Consider the following 18,971-nt stretch of genomic DNA (forward strand, 5'->3'; position numbering starts at 1 on the left):
GGATCACTCCTTGATCGCATGCCCGCCGAGCTTTATTCGGCGGGTGGGTTCTGCCTGGCTTCCAGCTCTGCCAGCTTGGCCTCCAGGGCTTCCAGGCGCGCACGGGTACGCGCCAGTACGGCCATCTGGCTGTCGAATTCTTCGCGGCTGACCAGGTCCAGCTTGCCGAAGGCGCTCTGCAGCAGGGCCTTGAGCTGGGCTTCGATCTCGCCGCGCGGCAGCGGGTTGTCGCCGCTGAACAGGCGCGAGGCGTGGCTGGCGAGGGTGTCGAGGATGGCTTTGGGCGGCAGCATGGCGGGTCGTTCCGGTGGCAAACGGCGGCAGTGTAGCACGCGGGGCGCGCCGGCCGGGCCGGACGGGGCAGGTGCACGATTTTCGCTCACTGGGCGCGCCGGCTCTGCACCAATGCTGTGCAATGACTGATCGGTCGTTGTTGTGGCGATTTCTGCGGTCCGCCCTAACTGCATGAAAAAGTGGCCTTTTGGCATAGCTGGCAAGCTTTCTGCTTAACACCCCGTGACGCGTGCACCGATGCAGTACCGGTGCGCAGGCCGAGGCGGGGGAGTGTCTCGGTGGATGCGGTTGGTTGGCATCGGGCTAAGGCGGCCGATGCGTTTCAAAAGCCAGACACTGCGCTTAGACTTGAGCCGGGTTCGTTTTCCTGGGGCGAGTCCACCAATACGGGAGAGAGTTTCATGAAGCTAGTCACTGCCATCATCAAGCCGTTCAAGCTGGACGACGTGCGCGAGTCGCTGTCGGAGATCGGCGTGCAGGGCATCACCGTGACCGAAGTCAAGGGCTTCGGCCGGCAGAAGGGCCACACCGAGCTGTATCGCGGCGCGGAATACGTGGTGGATTTTCTGCCCAAGGTGAAGATCGACGTGGCCATCGCCGACGACCAGCTGGACCGGGTCATCGAGGCGATCACCAAGGCGGCCAACACCGGCAAGATCGGTGACGGCAAGATCTTCGTCGTCAATCTGGAACAGGCCATCCGCATCCGTACCGGCGAAACCGGCACCGACGCAGTTTAAGCCTCAGAACCCCACACGCCCCAGGAGAAAAACACATGACTCTGCGTAAGATCGCAGGGCTTGGAGCCCTGCTGTCCCTCGTAACCCCTGGCCTGGCCATGGCTGACGAGGTTGTTCTCAACTCCGGCGACACCGCCTGGATGCTTACCGCGACCGCGCTGGTGCTGTTCATGACCATCCCGGGCCTGGCGCTGTTCTACAGCGGCATGGTGCGCTCCAAGAACGTTCTTTCGGTGATGATGCAGTGCTTTGCCATCACCGGCCTGATCAGCATTCTCTGGGTGGTCTACGGCTACAGCCTGGCCTTCGACACCACCGGCATGGAGAAGGGCGTCACCAACCTCAACTCCTTCGTCGGCGGTCTGAACAAGGCCTTCCTCAGCGGCCTGACGCCGGACAGCCTGATCGGCGCATTCCCGGAGAGCGTGTTCATCGTCTTCCAGATGACCTTCGCCATCATCACCCCGGCCCTGATCGTCGGTGCCTTCGCCGAGCGCATGAAGTTCTCCGCGATGCTGATCTTCATGGCCGTGTGGTTCACCCTGGTCTACGCGCCGATGTGCCACATGGTCTGGTCCGGTGACGGCGCCTTCCTGTGGGACGAGGGCGTGCTGGACTTCGCCGGCGGCACCGTGGTGCACATCAATGCCGGTATCGCCGGTCTGGTGGCCTGCCTGGTGCTGGGCAAGCGCAAGGGCTACCCGACCACCCCGATGGCGCCGCACAACCTCGGCTACACCCTGGTCGGTGCCGCCATGCTGTGGATCGGCTGGTTCGGCTTCAACGCCGGCTCCGCCATCGCCGCCAACGGCACCGCCGGCATGGCCATGCTGGTGACCCAGATCGCCACCGCCGCCGCTGCGCTGGGCTGGATGTTCGCCGAGTGGATCACCCACGGTAAGCCGAGCGCCCTGGGCATCGCTTCCGGCGTGGTCGCCGGCCTGGTCGCCATCACCCCGGCTGCCGGCACCGCTGGCCCGATGGGCGCCCTGGTGATCGGTCTGGCTTCCGGCGTGATCTGCTTCTTCTGCGCCACCAGCCTCAAGCGCAAGCTGGGCTACGACGACTCCCTGGACGCCTTCGGCGTACACGGCATCGGCGGTATCGTCGGCGCCATCCTCACCGGCGTGTTCGCTGCACCGGTACTGGGCGGCTTCGGTACCGTGGAAGACATCGGCGCCCAGGTCTGGATCCAGATCGTCGGCGTGCTGGTCACCGTGGTCTACACCGGTATCGTCACCTTCGTCATCCTCAAGGTGCTGGACCTGGTCATGGGCCTGCGTGTCAGCGAAGAGTCCGAGACCGTTGGCCTCGACCTCTCCGAGCACAACGAGCGCGGCTACAACCTGTAAGCCCCGCAGCTGTAAAAGAACGCCCGGTCCGCCGGGCGTTTTTCTGTCCGCGCCAATGGCGGCGCGATGCGTTCCCGGTACAAAGGAGTACCCCATGGACAGTACGGCCCTGATCCCCCTGCAGTACGCGCTGGATACCTTCTATTTCCTCATCTGTGGCGCCCTGGTGATGTGGATGGCGGCGGGCTTCGCCATGCTCGAATCGGGCCTGGTGCGCGCCAAGAACACCACCGAGATCCTGACCAAGAACATCGTCCTCTATGCCCTGGCCTGCGTGGTCTATCTGCTGCTCGGCTACTACCTGATGTACGGCGGCGCCGCCGGTGGCGTGCTGCCCAACTTCGGCTTCCTGATCGGTGCCGAGCACGCCGTGGACACGGTGGCGGCCGGTGGCGAGGGTGCGCCCTACTACGCCAAGCGCGCCGACTTCTTCTTCCAGGTGGTGTTCGTCGCCACCGCCATGTCGATCGTCTCCGGTGCCGTGGCCGAGCGCATGAAGCTGTGGGCCTTCCTGGTCTTCGCCCTGTTCATGTGCGGCCTGATCTACCCGGTGGAAGGCTACTGGACCTGGGGCGGCGGCTTCCTCAAGGAGGCCGGCTTCAAGGACTTCGCCGGCTCCGGCATCGTTCACCTGGCCGGCGCCACCGCGGCTCTGGCCGGGGTCATCCTGCTCGGCCCGCGCAAGGGCAAGTACGGCAGCCAGGGACAGATCAACGCCATCCCAGGCGCCAACCTGCCGCTGGCCACCCTGGGCACCTTCATCCTCTGGTTCGGCTGGTTCGGCTTCAACGGCGGCTCGCAGCTGAAGATCAGCACCATCGCCGACGCCAACGCGGTGGCCGCGGTGTTCGTCAACACCAACCTGGCCGCTGCCGGTGGCCTGCTGGCGGCGCTGGTGGTGGCACGCATCCTGTTCGGCAAGGCCGACCTGACCATGATCCTCAATGGCGCCCTGGCCGGCCTGGTGGCCATCACCGCCGAGCCGTCGACGCCGAGCGGCGTACAGGCCGCGCTGATCGGTGCGGTCGGCGGCGTGCTGGTGGTGTTCAGCATCCTGCTGCTGGACCGGCTGCGCATCGACGACCCGGTCGGCGCCATCTCGGTGCATGGCGCCAGCGGTATCTGGGGTGTGCTGGCGGTGCCGCTGACCAATGCCGATGCCAGCTTTTCCGCGCAGCTGCTCGGTGTTACCTGCATCTTCGCCTGGGTATTCATAGCCAGCCTGCTGGTGTGGGGGCTGATCAAGCTGGTGATGGGGCTGCGCGTCAGCGAGGAGGACGAATACGAGGGGGTCGACATCGCCGAGTGCGGGATGGAGGCCTACCCCGAGTTCACCCGCAAATAGTCGCCTCGGCAGTCGTTGCAAAGGGCGCTGCGGCGCCCTTTGTTTTTTCTGCGGCCGCGCTAGAATGCGCCCCCAACGGATGCTGCGGGCGGCTGCGATGTGGCAACAACGGCTGATCGAACTGCGCCCGCGGGCGCGCGGATTCCACCTGGTGACCGACGAGCTGGTGGCGGCGCTGCCGGAACTGGCCCAGTGCCGCATCGGTCTGCTGCACCTGTGGCTGCAGCACACGTCGGCCTCGCTGACCATCAACGAGAATGCCGATGCTGCGGTACGGCGTGACTTCGAGCGCTTCTTCAACCGTCTTGTGCCCCAGGGTGAAGGTGGCTACGAGCACGACTACGAGGGGCCGGACGATCTGCCGGCGCACTTCAAGTCGAGCCTGCTCGGCTGTCAGCTGAGCCTGCCGGTCAGCGAGGGGCGCCTGGCGCTCGGTACCTGGCAGGGTATCTGTCTCGGCGAGCACCGCGATCATGGTGGTTCACGCCGGGTACTGGCGACCCTGCAGGGCGAATGGCGTTGAAGACCGAAGAATTTTTTCCGGTGGCATGTTTGCAATGCGTGCCACTGGGCTATAAGTAACCTGCTTTGCGCAAGTCATGAGGTAGAACATGAGCGACGAAGAACTGGAACAGGACGACCTGGAAGGCGCCGACGAGGATGACGGCGAGGAGCTGGAAGCGGCCGATGCCGGTGATGATGGCGAGGACGACGGCAGCGATGCCGTAGAGCCTGGCAGCAAGCCGAGCAAGAAGGCCAAGGCAGCCGAGGAAGTCGAGGAACTGCCCAGTGTAGAAGCCAAGCAGAAGGAGCGCGACGCCCTGGCCCGTGCCATGGAAGAGTTCCTTTCGCGCGGTGGCAAGGTCCAGGAGATCGAGCCCAACGTGGTGGCCGATCCGCCCAAGAAGCCGGATAGCAAGTACGGCAGCCGCCCCATCTGAGGACGCTCACCGCCATGAAAAAGCCCGCCATCCGGCGGGCTTTTTCATGGCGGCTCTAACGCCCGGCGGTCCAGCCGGCCAGCAGCGCCGGCAGTTCGGCCAGGCGGCGGATCTGCGCATCGGGGGTGGCCTCGCCCTGCCAGTCCTTGCCTTGCGGGTTGAACCAGATGGCGCGCAGGCCGGCGGCCTTGGCCCCGGCGATGTCGTCGCCGGGATGGTCGCCGATGTGCGCGGCCTGCGGCGCCTCGACCCCGGCGCGTTGCAGGGCGCTGTGGAACGGCTTGGGATCAGGCTTGCCGATGCCCATCTGCTCGGCGCTGATGGCGAAGCGGAAGTAGTCGGCCAGGCCCAGGCGGGCCACCTCGGCGTTGCCGTTGGTGATCACGCCGAGGATGTAGCGCTCGGCCAGGTGTTCGAGGGTGCGGTGCACGTCGGGGAAGAACTCGACCCGGTGGCGGGCCTCGAGGAACACCTGGAAGCCCTGTTCGGCCAGCACCTGCGCTTCCACCTGGGGATAGCCGGCCTCCTCCAGCGCGTGAAACAGGATGCGCCGGCGCAGCTCGCTGAGGCGATGCTTGAGCATCGGCTCGGCGGCCAACAGGCGTGCGCGAATGGCCCACAGGTGCTCGATCGGCACCGGCCCCAGGCGCGGCGCCTCGGCAGCCAGCCAGTCACGCAAGGCGGCTTCGGCGCCGTGCATCACCGGGGCCACGTCCCACAGGGTGTCGTCGAGGTCGAAGGTGATCAGGCGCAGGCTCATGGGGTCTCGCTCTTGCGTTTGGCGCGCGGGTGGGCGCCGTCGTAGACCTTGGCCAGGTGCTGGAAGTCCAGGTGGGTGTAGATCTGCGTGGTGGCGATGTCGGCATGGCCGAGCAGCTCCTGCACGGCGCGCAGGTCCTGGCTGGACTCCAGCATGTGGCTGGCGAAGCTGTGCCTGAGCATGTGCGGGTGCAGGTGCTGGCCCAGCTCGCGCACGCCGGCCTGGCGTACCCGCAGCTGGATGGCGCGCGGGGTCAGGCGCTTGCCCTGGCGGCCGACGAACACCGCACCATCCTGCGGGTTGCTCAGGGCGCGCAGCGGTAGCCAGGCCTGCATGGCCTCGCGGGCCTTGCGTCCGACCGGCAGCTCGCGCGCCTTGTTGCCCTTGCCGCGTACCCGGACCAGGCCGGCGGGCAGGTCAAGGCCGTCGAGATCCAGGCCGACCAGTTCCGACAGGCGCAGGCCGGAGGAATAGAACAGCTCGAGCATGGCCTGGTCGCGGCGGGCGATGAAGTCGTCCTCCACGCCGCCGTCCAGCAGCTGCGCCGTGCGGTCGGCATCCAGGGCACGCGGCAGGCGGCGCTCGCCCTTGGGCGCGGAGAGGCCGGCCGCCGGGTCATGCCGGCACTGGCCCTCGCGATTGAGGTACTGGTAGAAGCCGCGCACGGCCGAGAGCAGGCGCGCCAGCGAGCGGCTGGACTGACCCTGGGCATGCAGGCGGGCGACGAAGCTGCGCAGGCTGCGGGTGTCGAGGTCGGCCCAGCTGGCGATGGCGCCCTTCTCGCACAGGGCGAGCACTTTCAGCAGGTCGCGGCGATAGCCATCGAGGGTATGGCTGGACACCTGGCGCTCGCTGCGCAGGTGTTCGAGGAAGGCGTCGAGGCTGCTCTGCATGGCGACTCCGGCAGACGACGATGGCCGCGCGCGGCCCGGGGTTCAGCGCACCGAGCGCAGTGGCGCGGCGAAGCGTGGCAGCACGCGGGCCAGGACTTCGGCGACGTAGCCGAGGAACAGGGTGCCGAGGCTGCTCTTGTAGTGCTGCGGGTCCGGACTGCCGATGGCCAGCACGCCATGCAGGCCCTGGTGGGTCAGGCTGACCACGGCGGCCGAGCCGACCTGGGTGCATTCGTCCGCGCCGAAGAGGAATTCCAGTTCGGCCGGGCGCAGCACGCCGCAGGTGGTCTTGCCGCCGCCGAGCAGGCCGCCGATGGACTGGTGGGCCTCGGCCGAGCTGACCGAGCGGCCCACGCCCAGCGGCGTTTCGCTGAACAGGATGAGGCTGACGAAGGGCACCTGGAACTCATGGCGCAGGCTGTCTTCCACCGCGCCGATGACTTCTTCCAGGCTGCCGGCATCGAGCAGGCCGAGCACCAGGCGGCGGGTCTTGTCGAACAGGCGGTCGTTGTCGCGGGCCACGTCCATCAGCTGCGACAGGCGATGGCGCATCTCGATGTTGCGCTCGCGCAGCAGCTTGACCTGGCGCTCCACCAGCGACACGGCCTCGCCGGGCTGGTGCGGAATGCGCAGCTCGGGGATCAGCTCCTCATGGTCGACGAAGAATTCCGGGTGCTGCCGCAGGTAGGCGGCGACGCTCTCGGAGTCGAGTTTCACGAGCTGATCCTGGTCACTCATAGACGAACCTGTCCTTCGTACACGCGAACGGCGGGTCCGGTCATCATAACCGGCTGGCCGGGCCCTGCCCACTCGATGGACAACTTGCCGCCCGGCAGCTCCAGCTGCAGCGGCGAGTCCATCCAGCCCTGGCGGATGGCGGCCACGGCCGCGGCGCAGGCGCCGGTGCCGCAGGCCTGGGTCTCGCCGGCGCCGCGTTCCCACACGCGCAGGCGCGCCTGCTTGCGGTCGATGACCTGCAGGAAGCCGACATTGACCCGCTTGGGGAAGCGCGGGTGGTGTTCCAGCTTCGGCCCCAGGCTGTGCACCGGCGCGCTGTCGACGCTGTCGACGCGCAGCACGGCGTGCGGGTTGCCCATGGACACGGCGGCCAGCTGCACGGACTGACCGTCCACCTCCACCGCGTAGCTGAGCGCCTCGGCGTCGGCCTGGAAGGGGATCTGCTCGGGGACCAGGCGCGGCGCGCCCATGTCCACGGTGACCTGGCCGTCCGGACGCAGGTTGAGCTCGATGATGCCGCCCTTGGTCTCGACGCGGATCTGCTTCTTCACGGTCAGGCGCTTGTCCACCACGAAGCGGGCGAAGCAGCGTGCGCCGTTGCCACACTGCTCCACTTCCGAGCCGTCGGAGTTGAAGATGCGATAGCGGAAGTCCACGTCCGGATTGGTCGGCGCCTCCACCAGCAACAGCTGGTCGAAACCGACGCCGGTGTGGCGGTCGCCCCAGGCCTTGGCGTGCTTGGGCTGGATATGCGCGTGCTGGCTGATCAGGTCGAGGACCATGAAGTCGTTGCCGAGGCCGTGCATCTTGGTGAAGCGCAATAGCATGATCGCGCCCTCACTGCGGCAGCAGGCTTTCGCCGGCGTAGAGTTCGGCGAGGGTCTCGCGGCGACGCACCTCGAAGGCCTGCTCACCGTCCACCAGCACCTCGGCGGCGCGGCCGCGGGTGTTGTAGTTGGAGCTCATGACGAAGCCGTAGGCGCCGGCCGAGCGCACGGCCAGCAGGTCGCCTTCGGCCAGCACCAGCTCGCGGCCCTTGGCCAGGAAGTCGCCGGTCTCGCAGATCGGCCCGACCAGGTCGTAGTTGCGCGCCTCGCCGTCACGCGGCTGCACCGGGGTGACGTCCATCCAGGCCTGGTACAGGGCCGGGCGGATCAGGTCGTTCATCGCCGCGTCGACGATGGCGAAGTCCTTGTGCGCGGTGTGCTTGAGGTATTCCACGCGGGTCAGCAGCACGCCGGCGTTGGCCACGATGGAACGGCCCGGCTCGAACACCAGGGCCAGCTCGCGACCCTTGAGGCGCTCGCGTACGGCGGCGATGTAGTCGCCGGCCAGCGGCGGCTGCTCGTCGCGGTACTGCACGCCGAGGCCGCCACCGAGGTCCAGGTGCTGGATCTGGATGCCTTGCGCGGCCAGCTGGTCGACCAGCGCCAGCAGGCGCTCCAGGGCGTCGAGGAAGGGCGGCAGGCTGGTCAGCTGCGAGCCGATGTGGCAGTCCACGCCGACGATGCGCAGGTTCGCCAGTTCGGCGGCGCGGGCGTACACGGCCGGGGCCTGCTCGATGTCGATGCCGAACTTGTTCTCTTTCAGGCCGGTGGAGATGTAGGGGTGGGTGCCGGCGTCCACGTCCGGATTGACCCGCAGCGAGATGCTGGCGGTCTTGCCCAGTTCGGCGGCCACCAGCTGCAGGCGCTCCAGTTCATCCACCGATTCGACGTTGAAGCAGTGCACGCCGACTTCGAGGGCGCGGCGCATGTCGTCGCGGGTCTTGCCGACGCCGGAGAAAACGATCTTGCTCGGCTCGCCGCCGGCGGCCAGGACGCGCTCCAGTTCGCCCCGCGAGACGATGTCGAAGCCGGCGCCGAGGCGCGCCAGGACGTTCAGCACGCCCAGGTTGGAGTTGGCCTTGACCGCGAAGCACACCAGGTGCGGCATGCCGGCCAGGGCATCGGCATAGGCGCGGTACTGCGCCTCGATGTGGGCGCGGGAATAGACGTAGGTGGGCGTGCCGAAGCGTTCGGCAATGGCGGACAGGGCCACGCCCTCCGCGAACAGTTGCCCGTCGCGGCTGGTAAAGGCTTGCATGGAACCCCCTTAGAGGAAGACGTCTTTGTCGCGTTCTTTGACGGTCTTGTCGTCGTCGGGCAGGTACAGCGGGCCTTTCTGGCCACAGCCGGCGAGAGCGGCGGTGAACACGGCGAGCGCGATGAAGGGCAGCAGCAGGCGCTTCATGGTGGAGTCCTTTGCAAAATCGTGAATGGCCCGGAGTATACCCACCCCCCGGCCCCTTGCCTATGCACGCCTGGCGGGGGCTGCGCCCCTCGTCCTGGCGCGTTCGGCTTGCCCGTGCCGGCCGGTTTGCGGCTAGCATGGCGGCTAAAAAATCACGGAGTCGCGATGGAAGTCCCCGTTCCCGCCGCCAGTTCGGTCTCGGTCGCCTACCTGCAGGGCCTGCTCGACTACCTGGAGCGCCAGGGCTTCGCCAGCGCCGAGCTGCTGGCCAAGGTGCAGCTGAACCCGGCGATCCTCGCTCAGCGCGACCAGCGCATCGCTGTCAGCACCTACCTGGAGCTGCTCGGCGAGGGCGTGCGCCTGACCGGCGACGCCAACCTCGGCCTGCACCTGGGCGAGGCCATGCGCCCCGGCTACTACGGGGTGCTCGGCTACCTGATCATGAGCTGCGCGACCCTGGCCGATGCCCTGCATCGCCAGGCCCGCTATGCCGCGCTGGTGGGCAACCTGGGCCGCGTCGACCTCGACGAGGAGCCGCCGCGTGAGGGGCTGGAGCCGCAGGTGGCGCACAGCTGGGAGCCGCTGGTGCACCAGCAGCAACGCCAGCACAGCGAGGAGACGCTGGCCGGCTGGCTGACTTTCGGGCGCTGGATCACCGGTCTGCAGATCTCGCCCACCGAAGTGCGCTTCCAGCACCCGGCACCGACCGACACCAGCGAGCACCGGCGCATCTTCGGCTGCCCGGTGCTGTTCGGTCAGGCCGACAACGCCCTGGTGTTTCCCAAGCGCCTGCTGAGCACCCCGCTGGGCCAGGCCGACGCCCAGCTGCGCCAGCTGCTCGACGCCCACGCCGACCGCCTGCTCGGCCAGCTCAACCAGGGCCACAGCGTGCTCGACCGCGCCCGCCGCGAGCTGGCGCGCCAGCTGCCGGAGCAGGGCGCCGACCTCGAGCTGCTGGCGCACAGCCTGCAGCTCAGTGCGCGCACCCTGCAACGGCGCCTGCGCGAGGCCGGGCTGTCATTCAGCGAGCTGCTCGACGAGACCCGCCAGCAGCTGGTGCTGCACTACCTGCGCGACCCGGCGCTGGAGCTGGCGGAGATCGCCTTCCTGGTCGGCTTCAGCGAGGCCGGCTCGCTGGCGCGCGCGTTCCGCCGCTGGACCGGGCAGAGTCCCGGCGCCTACCGACAAAGTCTGCTAGATTCCGCCTCCCAATCCTGAGGACGTTGTGATGAGTTTGAGCGAAGCCCGTTTCCATGACCTGGTCGATGCCGCCCAGCAGGCCGTGGAGGACATATTCGATGACAGCGACCTGGACCTCGATCTGGAGAACAGCGGTGGTGTGCTGACCGTGCGCTTCGAGAACGGTAGCCAGGTGATCCTCAGCCGCCAGGAGCCGCTGCGCCAGCTGTGGGTGGCGGCGCGTTCCGGCGGCTTCCACTTCGACTACGACGAGGAGCAGGGCTTGTGGATCTGCGACACCAGCGAGGAACCGCTGGGCGAGCTGCTGACCCGGGTGACCCGCGAGCAGGCCGGTGAAGAGCTCGAGTTCGACGAACTCTGAGGCCGTCGCCTCGCCCTGCCGCCGGCAGTGCTGTCTGGACGAGCATGACGTGTGTCTGGGCTGTGGCCGCAGCCTGAGCGAGATCCTCGAGTGGGGCAAGGCGGATGGCGCCCGGCGCCGGGAGATCTGCCAGGCCGCGCAGCGCCGCCTGCGCCCGTCGCCGTTCGGTTGACCGGGCGGTCTTGCTTATTACTGGGCTTGTGGTAGCTTCCCCGGAACTGACCAACCGATCAAAACCCTGCCTCCGGGCGGGGTTTTGCTTTATCTGGCCCAAGGAGAGTCCCCGCCACCATGAGCAGCACCCCCGCCATCACCATCACCCGTCTTGACCTGCAGCGCCTGGAGCGTCTGCTCGACAGCCTGGAGGACTTCGGCCCGACCGCCGAGGCGCTGGAGAGGGAGCTGGCGCGCGCCCAGGTGGTGGGCCACGACGAGGTGCCGGCCGGGGTGGTGACCATGAATTCGCGGGTGCACTGTCGTGAGGAAGGCAGCGGCAAGGACTACCACCTGACCCTGGTGTTCCCCGAGGATGCCGGCGGCGAGGGCAAGGTATCGATCCTCGCCCCGGTCGGCTGTGCCCTGCTCGGTCTCTCCGTCGGCCAGCAGATCGACTGGCCGGGCCCGGCCGGCAAGCCGCTCAAGCTCACCCTGCTGGCCGTCGAGTACCAGCCCGAGGCCGCCGGCGCCTACCAGCGCTGAGCCGCTACGCCAGCCGGAAGCGCCCGGGCAGCGGCGCGCGCTTGCGGCATGGCGGCGCGTCGCTGTACCGGCGCATCTCGTACAGCTCCAGGCTGCGCGCCATGTTCTGGTTGCATTCGATGGTGCGGGCGATGCCGCCACCGCTGACCTGGCCCTGGCCGAGCAGCGCCGGCCCGTTGAGCAGCGCCAGCAGCAGGGAGAGCAGCAGCGCCCTGGGAGCCGACAGCTGCATGTTCAGCCCCCCACCCGGATGGCGGCGAGCAGGTTGCGCAGGGTCTGCACCGGGTCCGGCGTGGCCTGCGCTTCCAGCAGGGCGGCGCTGCTGCCCAGGCCCAGGGCCAGGACCAGACTTCCGGCGATGACCAGCAGGCCGAGGCCGGCGAGGGCGCCGCTGTCTGCGTGCGGGGGAATGAGTCTGCTCATGGTGCCGTTCCCGAGAAGTTGCTGGAGTGGCGCCAGCTTTACTCAGGATGATTCGATTGAATAATGGTCCTGCTTCGTATCAACTATCAGGGGAATTGATGGTTGTGCGGCCGCGGTGGAACTCCAGCGGCAGTGCCCGGTCACTGGGCTAGAGTGTTTTGACCCATCCCCGGCAAGGAGGCCGCCATGTCCAGCCTGCCCCTGTACTTCCCCCAGGGTTTCTCCCTCGACCGCGCCCTGACATGCGCCAATCTGCTAGTACAGGCCTATGCCCAGTACGGCCAGTGGCAGGCCCAGGGGCGGCCGCACCGGCCCCAGGATTTTCACTGGAGCCCGCCGCAGCTGCGTGGCTGGCGCTTCTCCGCGCCGATCTGGAGCATCCTCAGCGAGCTGCGCTTTCTCAACGAGTCGGAGCCCTTCGGCTTCGCCGCCGCCAACGACCAGGGCGAGACCTACCTGGTGCTGCGCGGCACCGAGTCGGCCCAGGACTGGCTGGACGACCTCGATCTGGCGCAGGCGCCCTGGCCCTGGGGCATTGGCCAGGGCCAGGTGCATGCCGGTTTCCTCAAGCTCTATGGTTCGTTGCGCGATCTGGCCCTGGCGGCGCTGGACAGCCTGCAGCCGAGCGGACCGCTGTGGGTCTGCGGGCACAGCCTGGGCAGCGCGCTGTCCAGCCTGGCGCTGCTCGACCTGCGCGAGCGCTGGCCGGACCAGGCCCTGCAGCACTACAACTTCGCCAGCCCGCGCCTGGCCGCGCCGGACTTCGCCGCCGCCTACAACGCCCTGGGGGTGCCGACCTTCCGCCTGGTCAACGACAGCGACCTGGTGCCCCAGGTGCCGCCGGCGGTGAGCGCCGATCTGCTGTATCAGCACCTGGGCCTGGCCGTGACCTTCACCGCCAGCTACGCCGGGATCGCCGCCAACCACAGCATGAGCGACTGCTACCTCTATGCGCTGAACAACCCGCAGGCGCCGATGCGCGGCTGAGCCGGCGCCTGGCCCTCAGGCGTTCTGCAGGGCCCGGTTCAGCGCCGTTTCCAGCTCGGCCTTGTAGCGCAGGTAGTGGATGGTCTGCGCCTGGCCCTCGCCGAGGATGCGCGACAGATCGAGGTCGGTGATGTAGCAGGGGTAGCGTTCCGCGCCGCGGCGCTGGGCCAGGATATGCCGGGCCACGGCGGCGAACAGCTCGGCGCCGTACTCCAGTTCGGAAAACTCGCGGTGGTTGCAGTACAGGGTGACGTGTACCCGCCCGCCCTCCGCCGGCTCGATGATCGCCTGCACGTCGTAGAAGGAGTGGGCCACCGGTGCCTGCGGCGGCGCGCGCCGCTCCAGGTTCCGGGCGCGCTGCGGCGGCGCCGGCAGCACCTCGTAGTAGAGCAGTTCCAGGGCCGCCGGCGGCAGCGGGCTGTCCAGCGGCAGCAGGGCGTTGCGGCGGTACAGCACCGACTGCAGGAAGCGCTGCAGCGGGGTCAGCAGGCTCTGCTCGTCGCGGAACGGCAGGCGCTGGCGCCACAGCGCGTTGTACTCGTCGAGCACGGTCAGCTCGGCCTGGGCGCCGTCGATGCGGTAGAACACTTGGATGCATTCGGGGCGGCCCAGCGGCAGGATCAGTGCCAGGTCCTCGCCTTCCAGGGCGAAGCGATCCAGGTGCAGCGGGCTGTAGGCCGACTGCTCCTCGCCCAGGTGCTCGACCAGGCTGGGCAGGTCGGCCAGGGTGGCGTGGCTGACCTGGCCCGGTTGTAGTTCCAGCACGTGGTAGTGCTGCTGCACCTGCAGCAGGAAGCGGCTGCCGGCGGCGCCGGTGAGGCTGGCCAGGGTGTCGCGGAACAGCTCCTCGACGCGCTGGGCGATGGCCTGCGCACGGTTGCGGCAGAAGCAGCGCACCTGCAGGCGCGGCCGGCGCCCGCTGGCCGGCAGGGCGTTGAGATAGTCGCGCAGGCAGTCGAGCAGGGCGTGCGGGCCGTCGTAGCGGGCCACCATCAGCTCGTTCCAGCTGTTCAGGCTGACCTGGTCGAGGGTCAGCACCAGGTTCTCGCGCACCCCGGAATAGCCCAGCGAGTCGGTGCGCCCGGTGGTCAGGTGGACGTTGAGCTGGCTGTGCGCCTTGAGCGGGTCGACGCCGACGTTGACAAGCAGCAGCACTTCGGCCGGCTCGGCGGCGTGCAGCAGGGCGTCCTCGTCCACCGCCGGCAGCGGCAGCGGTACCGTCTGCTGCAGGCTGGCGAGCAGGCTGGACAGCTCGAACTCGGTCAGGTCGCTGCTACCGGGATGCAGCGACAGGCGCGTGCTGGGGTCGATCACGCCGTTGCGGTGGCACCAGGCGAGCAGCTCGATCAGCTGGCGGGCGCGCTTGAGCGGGGCGAAGTCGGGCCACTCCTGGCCATTCAGGCTGCCGTGGTAGAGCGCCCACTGCACCTCGTCAGCGGCCTCCGGGCTGGGGCTCTGCACCAGGGTCAGGGTGTCCTCGGCCAGGTCCGGGGCGATGCCGGGGTTGATGAACTCGATCTTGCCGGCCTTGCGCTCGAAGGCGGCGTACAGGCGCCGGCCGAGCACGCCGAGGTCGCGGCTGTTGAGCGGCATGGCGGTCTGCTCGCTGCGTGCGAACTGCGAGAGGAAGCGGTAGCTGTAGGTCAGCTCATTGACCAGGGCGCGACGCTCGGCGCTGACCTGGCGCACCTTCCACTGGCTGCGGCTGTCGAGCAGGGCCAGCTCGCGCGGGCTCCACCGCCACTCCGCGGTGAGGCGCTCGAACAGCAGGCGCTGCCAGCTCTTGGCGCGCTGCCGCGGCGGCACGCTGAGCTTCTTGCCGACCTTGAGGTAGAGGCAACGGCGGATCAGCTCCAGGCGTTCCAGCTCGCCGCGCTCGGTGAGGTATTCCTCCAGGCGGCGGTACACCACGATGTAGGGGTCGAGCTCATCCAGCTCCAGGCGATTGGCATACACCGCCTGCTTGAAGCGCAGGCTCAGGCATTCCACCCGCGGGTGCTCGCTGGCGTAGACCTCGGTGAGCAGCAGCTTGAGCACCGACTTGTAGGGCGAGTCGATGCCCTTGAACAGCTGCCACATGCCGGCGCCGATGAACTCGCCGGGCGGGATGCGCGCCAGGTGGCCGAGGTCCAGTACCTCCTCGGCGCGCACGAAGCGCTTGCTCAGCAGGGCATGGGTGTAGCCGCGGTAGTTGGCTTCCTCGTACACCGGCACCAGCCACCACAGCGGCGTGCGTCCGCCGAGCCAGATGGCGGTGCGGTAGAACTCGTCGAGCAGCAGGTAGTGCTGGGTGGTACCGCAGTCGTCGGAGGTCAGCTGCGCCTCGCGGTCGCCGGAGGTGAAGCGCGCCGGGTCGATCAGGAAGCAGTGCACCTCGGCGCCCTGGGTGGCGGCCCAGGCCTCCAGGTGGTCGCACTTGCGGCGCAGCTCGGCGAGCGCGCGCTCGGGCAGTTCCGGGTCGTGGCACACCCACAGGTCCATGTCGCTCTGCTCGTCCTGCGCTACGGTGCCCAGGCTGCCCATCAGGAACAGGCCGTGGATGGGTGTCGGCGCCTTGCCGCCGGCGCTGCCGCGGCGCGCCTTGTAGGCGAAGGAGCGGGTCAGGCGCTGGGCCTCGGCGAGCAGTTCGTCGTCCGGCTCGAAGCCGGACAGCCCGGCCGGGGTGCTGGCCGAGACGTAGCCGGGCAGCAGCGGATGGTTCACATGGAACAGCAGCGGCAGCAGCTTGAGCACCAGTTGCTGGCGCGTCGACAGTGCCTGGGTGGCGCGCCCCAGGCGTCCGGCGTTGACCTTGAGGAAGCGCGCGCGCAGCTGCGCCAGGACCTTGCGGTCGATGCCGTCGTTGATGTCCGGACGGATTTCCTGGGTGCGCGTCATGTACTGCTCGTAGCGGTGGTGGCAGCAAGACTACCAGCGCCGGGGGCGCCTGGCAGCCATTCCTGCCAGTGTATCGGCGGCCAGCGGCCGCGGCTGCAGGGGAAACTCCGGGGGCCGCGCCGCCCCCGGTGGTTCAGGCCCTTGCCGGGGCGGTGCGGAGGATGGTCAGCAGCGCCTGGGCGTGCTCGGCGGCGTCCAGCCCCAGGCTGGTCAGGTAGCCGCCATCGGCCTGGGTCACCAGGCCCTTCTCGTGCAGGCGGGTGATGGCGGCCTGGGCACGGGACGAGGCGTTGTTGTGTACCTTGAGCCCCTCCTGGTGATTGTCCAGGTTGTATAGGGCGAGGATTTCCAGTTCGGCGATCAGCTCGGGGGTATAGGCCATGACGACTCCGCATTGTTGTTGTGTGGCGCCGCGCGGGGCGCGGCGGGGGGAGGCTGTTGTTCAGTGTAGCCGGCTCTCAGTGCTGCTCCGGCAGCTCCGGCAGGGCGCGCAGGGCCTGTTCGTACCAGGCGGCGTCGAAGGGGCGGTCGTCGCGCAGCATGGCGTCGATCTCGTGGGCCAGGACCAGGGCCATCAGCTCGAGGATCTCCTCGCGTTCGTAGCCGACCAGGGTCAGCTTGTTGTAGACCGCCTTGGCCGCCGGCGGGTTGTCCGCCTCCAGCTGGTTCTCGATGGCCTGGATCAGGGTCTGTTCGGCGAAGGCTTCTTCGTCCTGGTCGTCGTGTTCGCTCATGGCGGCTCCTCGGTGGCAGGCCTGCAGTGTGCCACGGCCAGGCCGCGGCCGGGGCATTCAGCCGCCTGATGGAGCTTCACCGCGGCTGCCGGCAGGCTATAACTGGGTTTTCCCTGCCTGGTACCGACCCATGTTCAGACTTCACGGATTCGCCGTCAGCAACTACTACAACATGGTGCACCTGGCCCTGCTGGAAAAGGGCCTGGCCTTCGACACGGTCAAGGCATACGCCAGCCAGGAGCCGCAGTTCCTGGCCATCAGCCCGCGCGGCAAGGTGCCGGTGCTGCAGACCGAGCACGGCTACCTCAGCGAGACCGGGGCCATCCTCGACTACCTGGAGGACCTCGGCCAGGGGCGCCCGCTGCTGCCGGCCGAGCCGTTCGCCCGCGCCCAGGTGCGCGCCCTGGCCCGGGAGATCGAGCTGTACATCGAGCTGCCGGCGCGCAGCTGCTACGCCGAGGCGTTCTTCCGCACGCCGGTGGAGGCGGCGATCAAGGACAAGGCGCGGGCCGAACTGCAGGCCGGCATCGCCGCGCTCAAGCGCCACGGCCGCTTCGCCCCCTATGTGGCTGGCGAGCAGTTCAGCCTGGCCGACCTGTATTTCCTCTACAGCATCGACCTGGCCGCGGTGGTGGCGCAGAAGGTGCTGGGCTTCGACCTGCTGCAGGACTTCCCCGCCGCCCGCGCGCTGCTGCAGAAGCTGCAGGACAACCCCCATGTGCAGCTGATCGCCGCGCAGAAGGAGGCCGGCATGGCCGAGTTCATAGCGCATTTGCGCAGCAAACCCTGAGTCTCAGGGACAGGGCTTGCCGGTGCCTTTGAGGTCGAGCTTGAAGAACTGCAGGCGGAAGCCCGAGGTCTTGGCGCGGCTGCACAGTTTGGCGTTGTAGGCGCGGTAGTCGGCGATGAAGATTGGCTTGCCCTGGCGGCGCATGGGCATGTAGCCACCGCATTCCTCGTACTGGTAGCAGCTCTCGTTGACCGCGAAGTCGAAGTACGCCGCCAGTTGCGGCAGCAGCTCGACGGCGTTCTTCAGGCCGACGCTGAGGTTGCGCCTGTGCGCTTCGCTGGCCAGCCAGCGGTTGAAGTCGATCTGCTGGGCGCGGGTCAGCTTGAGGCCGCTGTCGTTGCTGTAGCCGTCCACATTGTCCGGGTCGACGCCATCGCAGCCCTTGCTGCGGGCCAGGTCAAGGCGCTTGGCCAGTAGCGTGCGCACATCGCTGCGGCGATAGTCCAGCCAGCGCTCGCCGGGCCACTCCGGCAGCGGCTTGCCGATGGCGGCCTTGGGATAGAGCTTGGCGTCGCTACGCCAGTCTTCCCAGGTGCCGGCGCTGAAGTAGCAGATGACGATACGGCCCTGACCCTTGAGGTTGGTGATGGTCTGCCTGGAGGTTTCGTACAGGTCGATGTCGTAGACCTGGCGGTTGGGCGTCTGCAGGGGGCCGTTGAGTTGCAGGTGCCAGCTGGCATTGGCTGGAATGGCCAGGGGCGAGGCATTGGCGAGCGTGGCCAGGAAAAGCGGGAGCAGAGCCAGGAATGCGCGCATGGGGCGGCCTTGGTGGGGCGGGGCGTTTGGGCACGATACGTGAGTCGCTGGGGCGCCCCAAGCGCAGGGCGCCGGACGGTACTCAGCCGGCGGCGAAGTCGAGCAGGGCCTGGCCGGTCAGGCGGTAGGAAATCCAGTCGTCCTTGGGGCGGGCGCCGAAGGATTCGTAGAACTCGATGGCCGGTGTGTTCCAGTCCAGCACCGCCCACTCCAGGCGTCCGCAGCCTTTGGCCACGGCCAGTTGCGCCAGATGCTGCAGCAGCGCCTTGCCGGCGCCGAGCTTGCGGTATTCCGGCGCGACGTAGAGATCTTCCAGGTAGATGCCGTGCTTGCCCAGCCAGGTCGAGTAGCTGAAGAAATACACGGCGAAGCCGATCGCCACGCCATCCTGCTCGCAGATCAGCGCATGGGTGGTCGAGCCCTCGCCGAACAGGCTGTCGCGAATGCCGGCGACGTCGGTCTGCACCTCGTGCTCGGCCTTCTCGTAGATGGCCAGGTCGGTGATGAAGCGCAGGATCAGTTCGGCATCATCGGCCGTGGCGGTGCGGATATGCAGGCTCATGTGAAGGCTCTCGAAGTGTTTAGCCGTAGTGGAGGACCAGTGCAGTCAGCGGCAGGGCAACCAGGCAGAGGACGCCGAAGGCCGCGATCCAGTTGCCGCGTGGGCTCTCCGGATCGATCTGGCGCAGTGGCAGGCGCGGATAGCGCCCCAGCGTCAGCAGGCGCAACAGCAGCCAGCCGGCGCTGTAGAAGAAGTAGCTGAAGATCAGCTCCAGAGTGGCCTCGCCGAGGAACAGCAGGCCACGTAGAAACAGCTCAAGCATGGGAAGTCCTTTTCCCTTGGCGAGC

26 protein-coding genes are annotated in these 18,971 nt (G+C 68.0%); 11 read left to right on the plus strand and 15 right to left on the minus strand.

Features of this window, described 5'->3' with window-relative positions:
* Positions 1 to 32: 32 nt before the first annotated feature.
* Positions 33 to 293, minus strand: a complete 261-nt coding sequence (locus DMO17_RS12320; protein WP_110682786.1) for an accessory factor UbiK family protein — start codon at positions 291 to 293, stop codon at positions 33 to 35.
* Positions 294 to 695: 402 nt separating this feature from the next.
* Here DMO17_RS12320 and glnK point away from each other — a divergent pair, with 402 nt between their 5' ends.
* The 5 genes from glnK (at position 696) to sutA (ending at position 4,672) form a co-directional block, all read left to right on the plus strand.
* Entirely contained in the window at positions 696 to 1,034 is a 339-nt protein-coding gene (gene glnK / locus DMO17_RS12325) for a P-II family nitrogen regulator (protein WP_021700071.1), read from the plus strand.
* Between the two features lie 35 nt (positions 1,035 to 1,069).
* Complete coding sequence (locus DMO17_RS12330; RefSeq protein ID WP_021700070.1) at positions 1,070 to 2,386, plus strand: ammonium transporter; 1,317 nt, start codon at positions 1,070 to 1,072, stop codon at positions 2,384 to 2,386.
* Positions 2,387 to 2,480: 94 nt separating this feature from the next.
* Positions 2,481 to 3,731 carry an ammonium transporter gene (locus tag DMO17_RS12335; RefSeq protein ID WP_110682787.1) on the plus strand — a complete coding sequence of 417 codons (1,251 nt, stop codon included), beginning with the start codon at positions 2,481 to 2,483 and terminating at the stop codon, positions 3,729 to 3,731.
* A 97-nt stretch (positions 3,732 to 3,828) separates the two neighbouring features.
* Positions 3,829 to 4,254 carry a secondary thiamine-phosphate synthase enzyme YjbQ gene (locus tag DMO17_RS12340; RefSeq protein WP_110682788.1) on the plus strand — a complete coding sequence of 142 codons (426 nt, stop codon included), beginning with the start codon at positions 3,829 to 3,831 and terminating at the stop codon, positions 4,252 to 4,254.
* Between the two features lie 88 nt (positions 4,255 to 4,342).
* Positions 4,343 to 4,672 carry a transcriptional regulator SutA gene (gene sutA / locus DMO17_RS12345; RefSeq protein WP_110682789.1) on the plus strand — a complete coding sequence of 110 codons (330 nt, stop codon included), beginning with the start codon at positions 4,343 to 4,345 and terminating at the stop codon, positions 4,670 to 4,672.
* Positions 4,673 to 4,727: 55 nt separating this feature from the next.
* Here the strand turns inward: sutA and DMO17_RS12350 are convergent, their stop codons facing one another.
* Genes DMO17_RS12350 through lptM form a run of 6 tightly spaced genes read right to left on the minus strand, consistent with a single transcriptional unit; the run spans position 4,728 to position 9,295 of the window.
* The gene (locus DMO17_RS12350) at positions 4,728 to 5,432 is read right to left on the minus strand and encodes an HAD family hydrolase (protein ID WP_110682790.1); all 705 of its coding nucleotides are present in this window, start codon (positions 5,430 to 5,432) and stop codon (positions 4,728 to 4,730) included.
* Positions 5,429 to 6,325: a tyrosine recombinase XerC gene (xerC, locus tag DMO17_RS12355; protein WP_110682791.1), complete on the minus strand. Its 897-nt coding sequence runs from the start codon at positions 6,323 to 6,325 to the stop codon at positions 5,429 to 5,431. The genes DMO17_RS12350 and xerC overlap by 4 nt, the downstream gene beginning before the upstream one ends.
* A 42-nt stretch (positions 6,326 to 6,367) precedes the next feature.
* Positions 6,368 to 7,063 (minus strand): DUF484 family protein, encoded by a 696-nt coding sequence (locus DMO17_RS12360; protein WP_110682792.1) that lies wholly within the window; start codon positions 7,061 to 7,063, stop codon positions 6,368 to 6,370.
* Entirely contained in the window at positions 7,060 to 7,890 is an 831-nt protein-coding gene (dapF, locus tag DMO17_RS12365; protein WP_110682793.1) for a diaminopimelate epimerase, read from the minus strand. Before dapF ends, DMO17_RS12360 begins: the two co-directional genes overlap by 4 nt.
* A 10-nt stretch (positions 7,891 to 7,900) precedes the next feature.
* The gene (gene lysA / locus DMO17_RS12370; protein WP_110682794.1) at positions 7,901 to 9,148 is read right to left on the minus strand and encodes a diaminopimelate decarboxylase; all 1,248 of its coding nucleotides are present in this window, start codon (positions 9,146 to 9,148) and stop codon (positions 7,901 to 7,903) included.
* A gap of 9 nt (positions 9,149 to 9,157) precedes the next feature.
* Positions 9,158 to 9,295 (minus strand): LPS translocon maturation chaperone LptM, encoded by a 138-nt coding sequence (gene lptM, locus DMO17_RS12375; RefSeq protein ID WP_021700061.1) that lies wholly within the window; start codon positions 9,293 to 9,295, stop codon positions 9,158 to 9,160.
* Positions 9,296 to 9,460: 165 nt separating this feature from the next.
* On the opposite strand from lptM, the gene DMO17_RS12380 reads away from it, so the two are divergent.
* From DMO17_RS12380 to rnk, 4 genes are all read left to right on the plus strand, one after another.
* Complete coding sequence (locus tag DMO17_RS12380) at positions 9,461 to 10,513, plus strand: AraC family transcriptional regulator (RefSeq protein ID WP_110682795.1); 1,053 nt, start codon at positions 9,461 to 9,463, stop codon at positions 10,511 to 10,513.
* A 10-nt stretch (positions 10,514 to 10,523) separates the two neighbouring features.
* Entirely contained in the window at positions 10,524 to 10,856 is a 333-nt protein-coding gene (gene cyaY, locus DMO17_RS12385) for an iron donor protein CyaY (protein ID WP_110682796.1), read from the plus strand.
* Positions 10,828 to 11,028 carry a DUF1289 domain-containing protein gene (locus tag DMO17_RS12390; protein ID WP_110682797.1) on the plus strand — a complete coding sequence of 67 codons (201 nt, stop codon included), beginning with the start codon at positions 10,828 to 10,830 and terminating at the stop codon, positions 11,026 to 11,028. The genes cyaY and DMO17_RS12390 overlap by 29 nt, the downstream gene beginning before the upstream one ends.
* 119 nt (positions 11,029 to 11,147) lie before the next feature.
* The gene (gene rnk, locus DMO17_RS12395) at positions 11,148 to 11,555 is read left to right on the plus strand and encodes a nucleoside diphosphate kinase regulator (protein WP_110682798.1); all 408 of its coding nucleotides are present in this window, start codon (positions 11,148 to 11,150) and stop codon (positions 11,553 to 11,555) included.
* 4 nt (positions 11,556 to 11,559) lie between these two features.
* Here rnk and DMO17_RS12400 read toward each other — a convergent pair whose 3' ends face one another.
* The gene (locus DMO17_RS12400; protein WP_110682799.1) at positions 11,560 to 11,787 is read right to left on the minus strand and encodes a hypothetical protein; all 228 of its coding nucleotides are present in this window, start codon (positions 11,785 to 11,787) and stop codon (positions 11,560 to 11,562) included.
* Between the two features lie 2 nt (positions 11,788 to 11,789).
* On the minus strand, positions 11,790 to 11,978 hold the full coding sequence (locus DMO17_RS12405) for a hypothetical protein (RefSeq protein WP_110682800.1): 189 nt from the start codon (positions 11,976 to 11,978) through the stop codon (positions 11,790 to 11,792).
* Between the two features lie 186 nt (positions 11,979 to 12,164).
* On the opposite strand from DMO17_RS12405, the gene DMO17_RS12410 reads away from it, so the two are divergent.
* On the plus strand, positions 12,165 to 12,965 hold the full coding sequence (locus DMO17_RS12410; RefSeq protein ID WP_110682801.1) for a lipase family protein: 801 nt from the start codon (positions 12,165 to 12,167) through the stop codon (positions 12,963 to 12,965).
* 15 nt (positions 12,966 to 12,980) lie between these two features.
* Here DMO17_RS12410 and DMO17_RS12415 read toward each other — a convergent pair whose 3' ends face one another.
* The 3 genes from DMO17_RS12415 to DMO17_RS12425 form a co-directional block, all read right to left on the minus strand.
* Positions 12,981 to 15,842 (minus strand): class I adenylate cyclase, encoded by a 2,862-nt coding sequence (locus DMO17_RS12415; protein ID WP_110682802.1) that lies wholly within the window; start codon positions 15,840 to 15,842, stop codon positions 12,981 to 12,983.
* Positions 15,843 to 15,975: 133 nt separating this feature from the next.
* Positions 15,976 to 16,224: a TIGR02647 family protein gene (locus DMO17_RS12420; protein WP_110682803.1), complete on the minus strand. Its 249-nt coding sequence runs from the start codon at positions 16,222 to 16,224 to the stop codon at positions 15,976 to 15,978.
* Positions 16,225 to 16,300: 76 nt separating this feature from the next.
* The gene (locus tag DMO17_RS12425) at positions 16,301 to 16,576 is read right to left on the minus strand and encodes a hypothetical protein (RefSeq protein ID WP_110682804.1); all 276 of its coding nucleotides are present in this window, start codon (positions 16,574 to 16,576) and stop codon (positions 16,301 to 16,303) included.
* A 130-nt stretch (positions 16,577 to 16,706) separates the two neighbouring features.
* Between DMO17_RS12425 and DMO17_RS12430 the strand changes: the two genes are divergently transcribed.
* The gene (locus tag DMO17_RS12430; RefSeq protein ID WP_110682805.1) at positions 16,707 to 17,366 is read left to right on the plus strand and encodes a glutathione S-transferase family protein; all 660 of its coding nucleotides are present in this window, start codon (positions 16,707 to 16,709) and stop codon (positions 17,364 to 17,366) included.
* 3 nt (positions 17,367 to 17,369) lie between these two features.
* Here the strand turns inward: DMO17_RS12430 and DMO17_RS12435 are convergent, their stop codons facing one another.
* The 3 genes from DMO17_RS12435 to DMO17_RS12445 form a co-directional block, all read right to left on the minus strand.
* Positions 17,370 to 18,122 carry an endo alpha-1,4 polygalactosaminidase gene (locus DMO17_RS12435; protein WP_110682806.1) on the minus strand — a complete coding sequence of 251 codons (753 nt, stop codon included), beginning with the start codon at positions 18,120 to 18,122 and terminating at the stop codon, positions 17,370 to 17,372.
* Between the two features lie 82 nt (positions 18,123 to 18,204).
* A complete protein-coding gene (locus tag DMO17_RS12440; protein WP_110682807.1) occupies positions 18,205 to 18,684 on the minus strand; it encodes a GNAT family N-acetyltransferase in 480 nt (159 codons plus the stop codon).
* A gap of 19 nt (positions 18,685 to 18,703) precedes the next feature.
* Positions 18,704 to 18,946 (minus strand): hypothetical protein, encoded by a 243-nt coding sequence (locus tag DMO17_RS12445; protein ID WP_110682808.1) that lies wholly within the window; start codon positions 18,944 to 18,946, stop codon positions 18,704 to 18,706.
* Between the last annotated feature and the right edge of the window lie 25 nt (positions 18,947 to 18,971).

This window comes from Aquipseudomonas alcaligenes (assembly GCF_003205495.1).
GTDB lineage: Bacteria > Pseudomonadota > Gammaproteobacteria > Pseudomonadales > Pseudomonadaceae > Aquipseudomonas > Aquipseudomonas alcaligenes_B.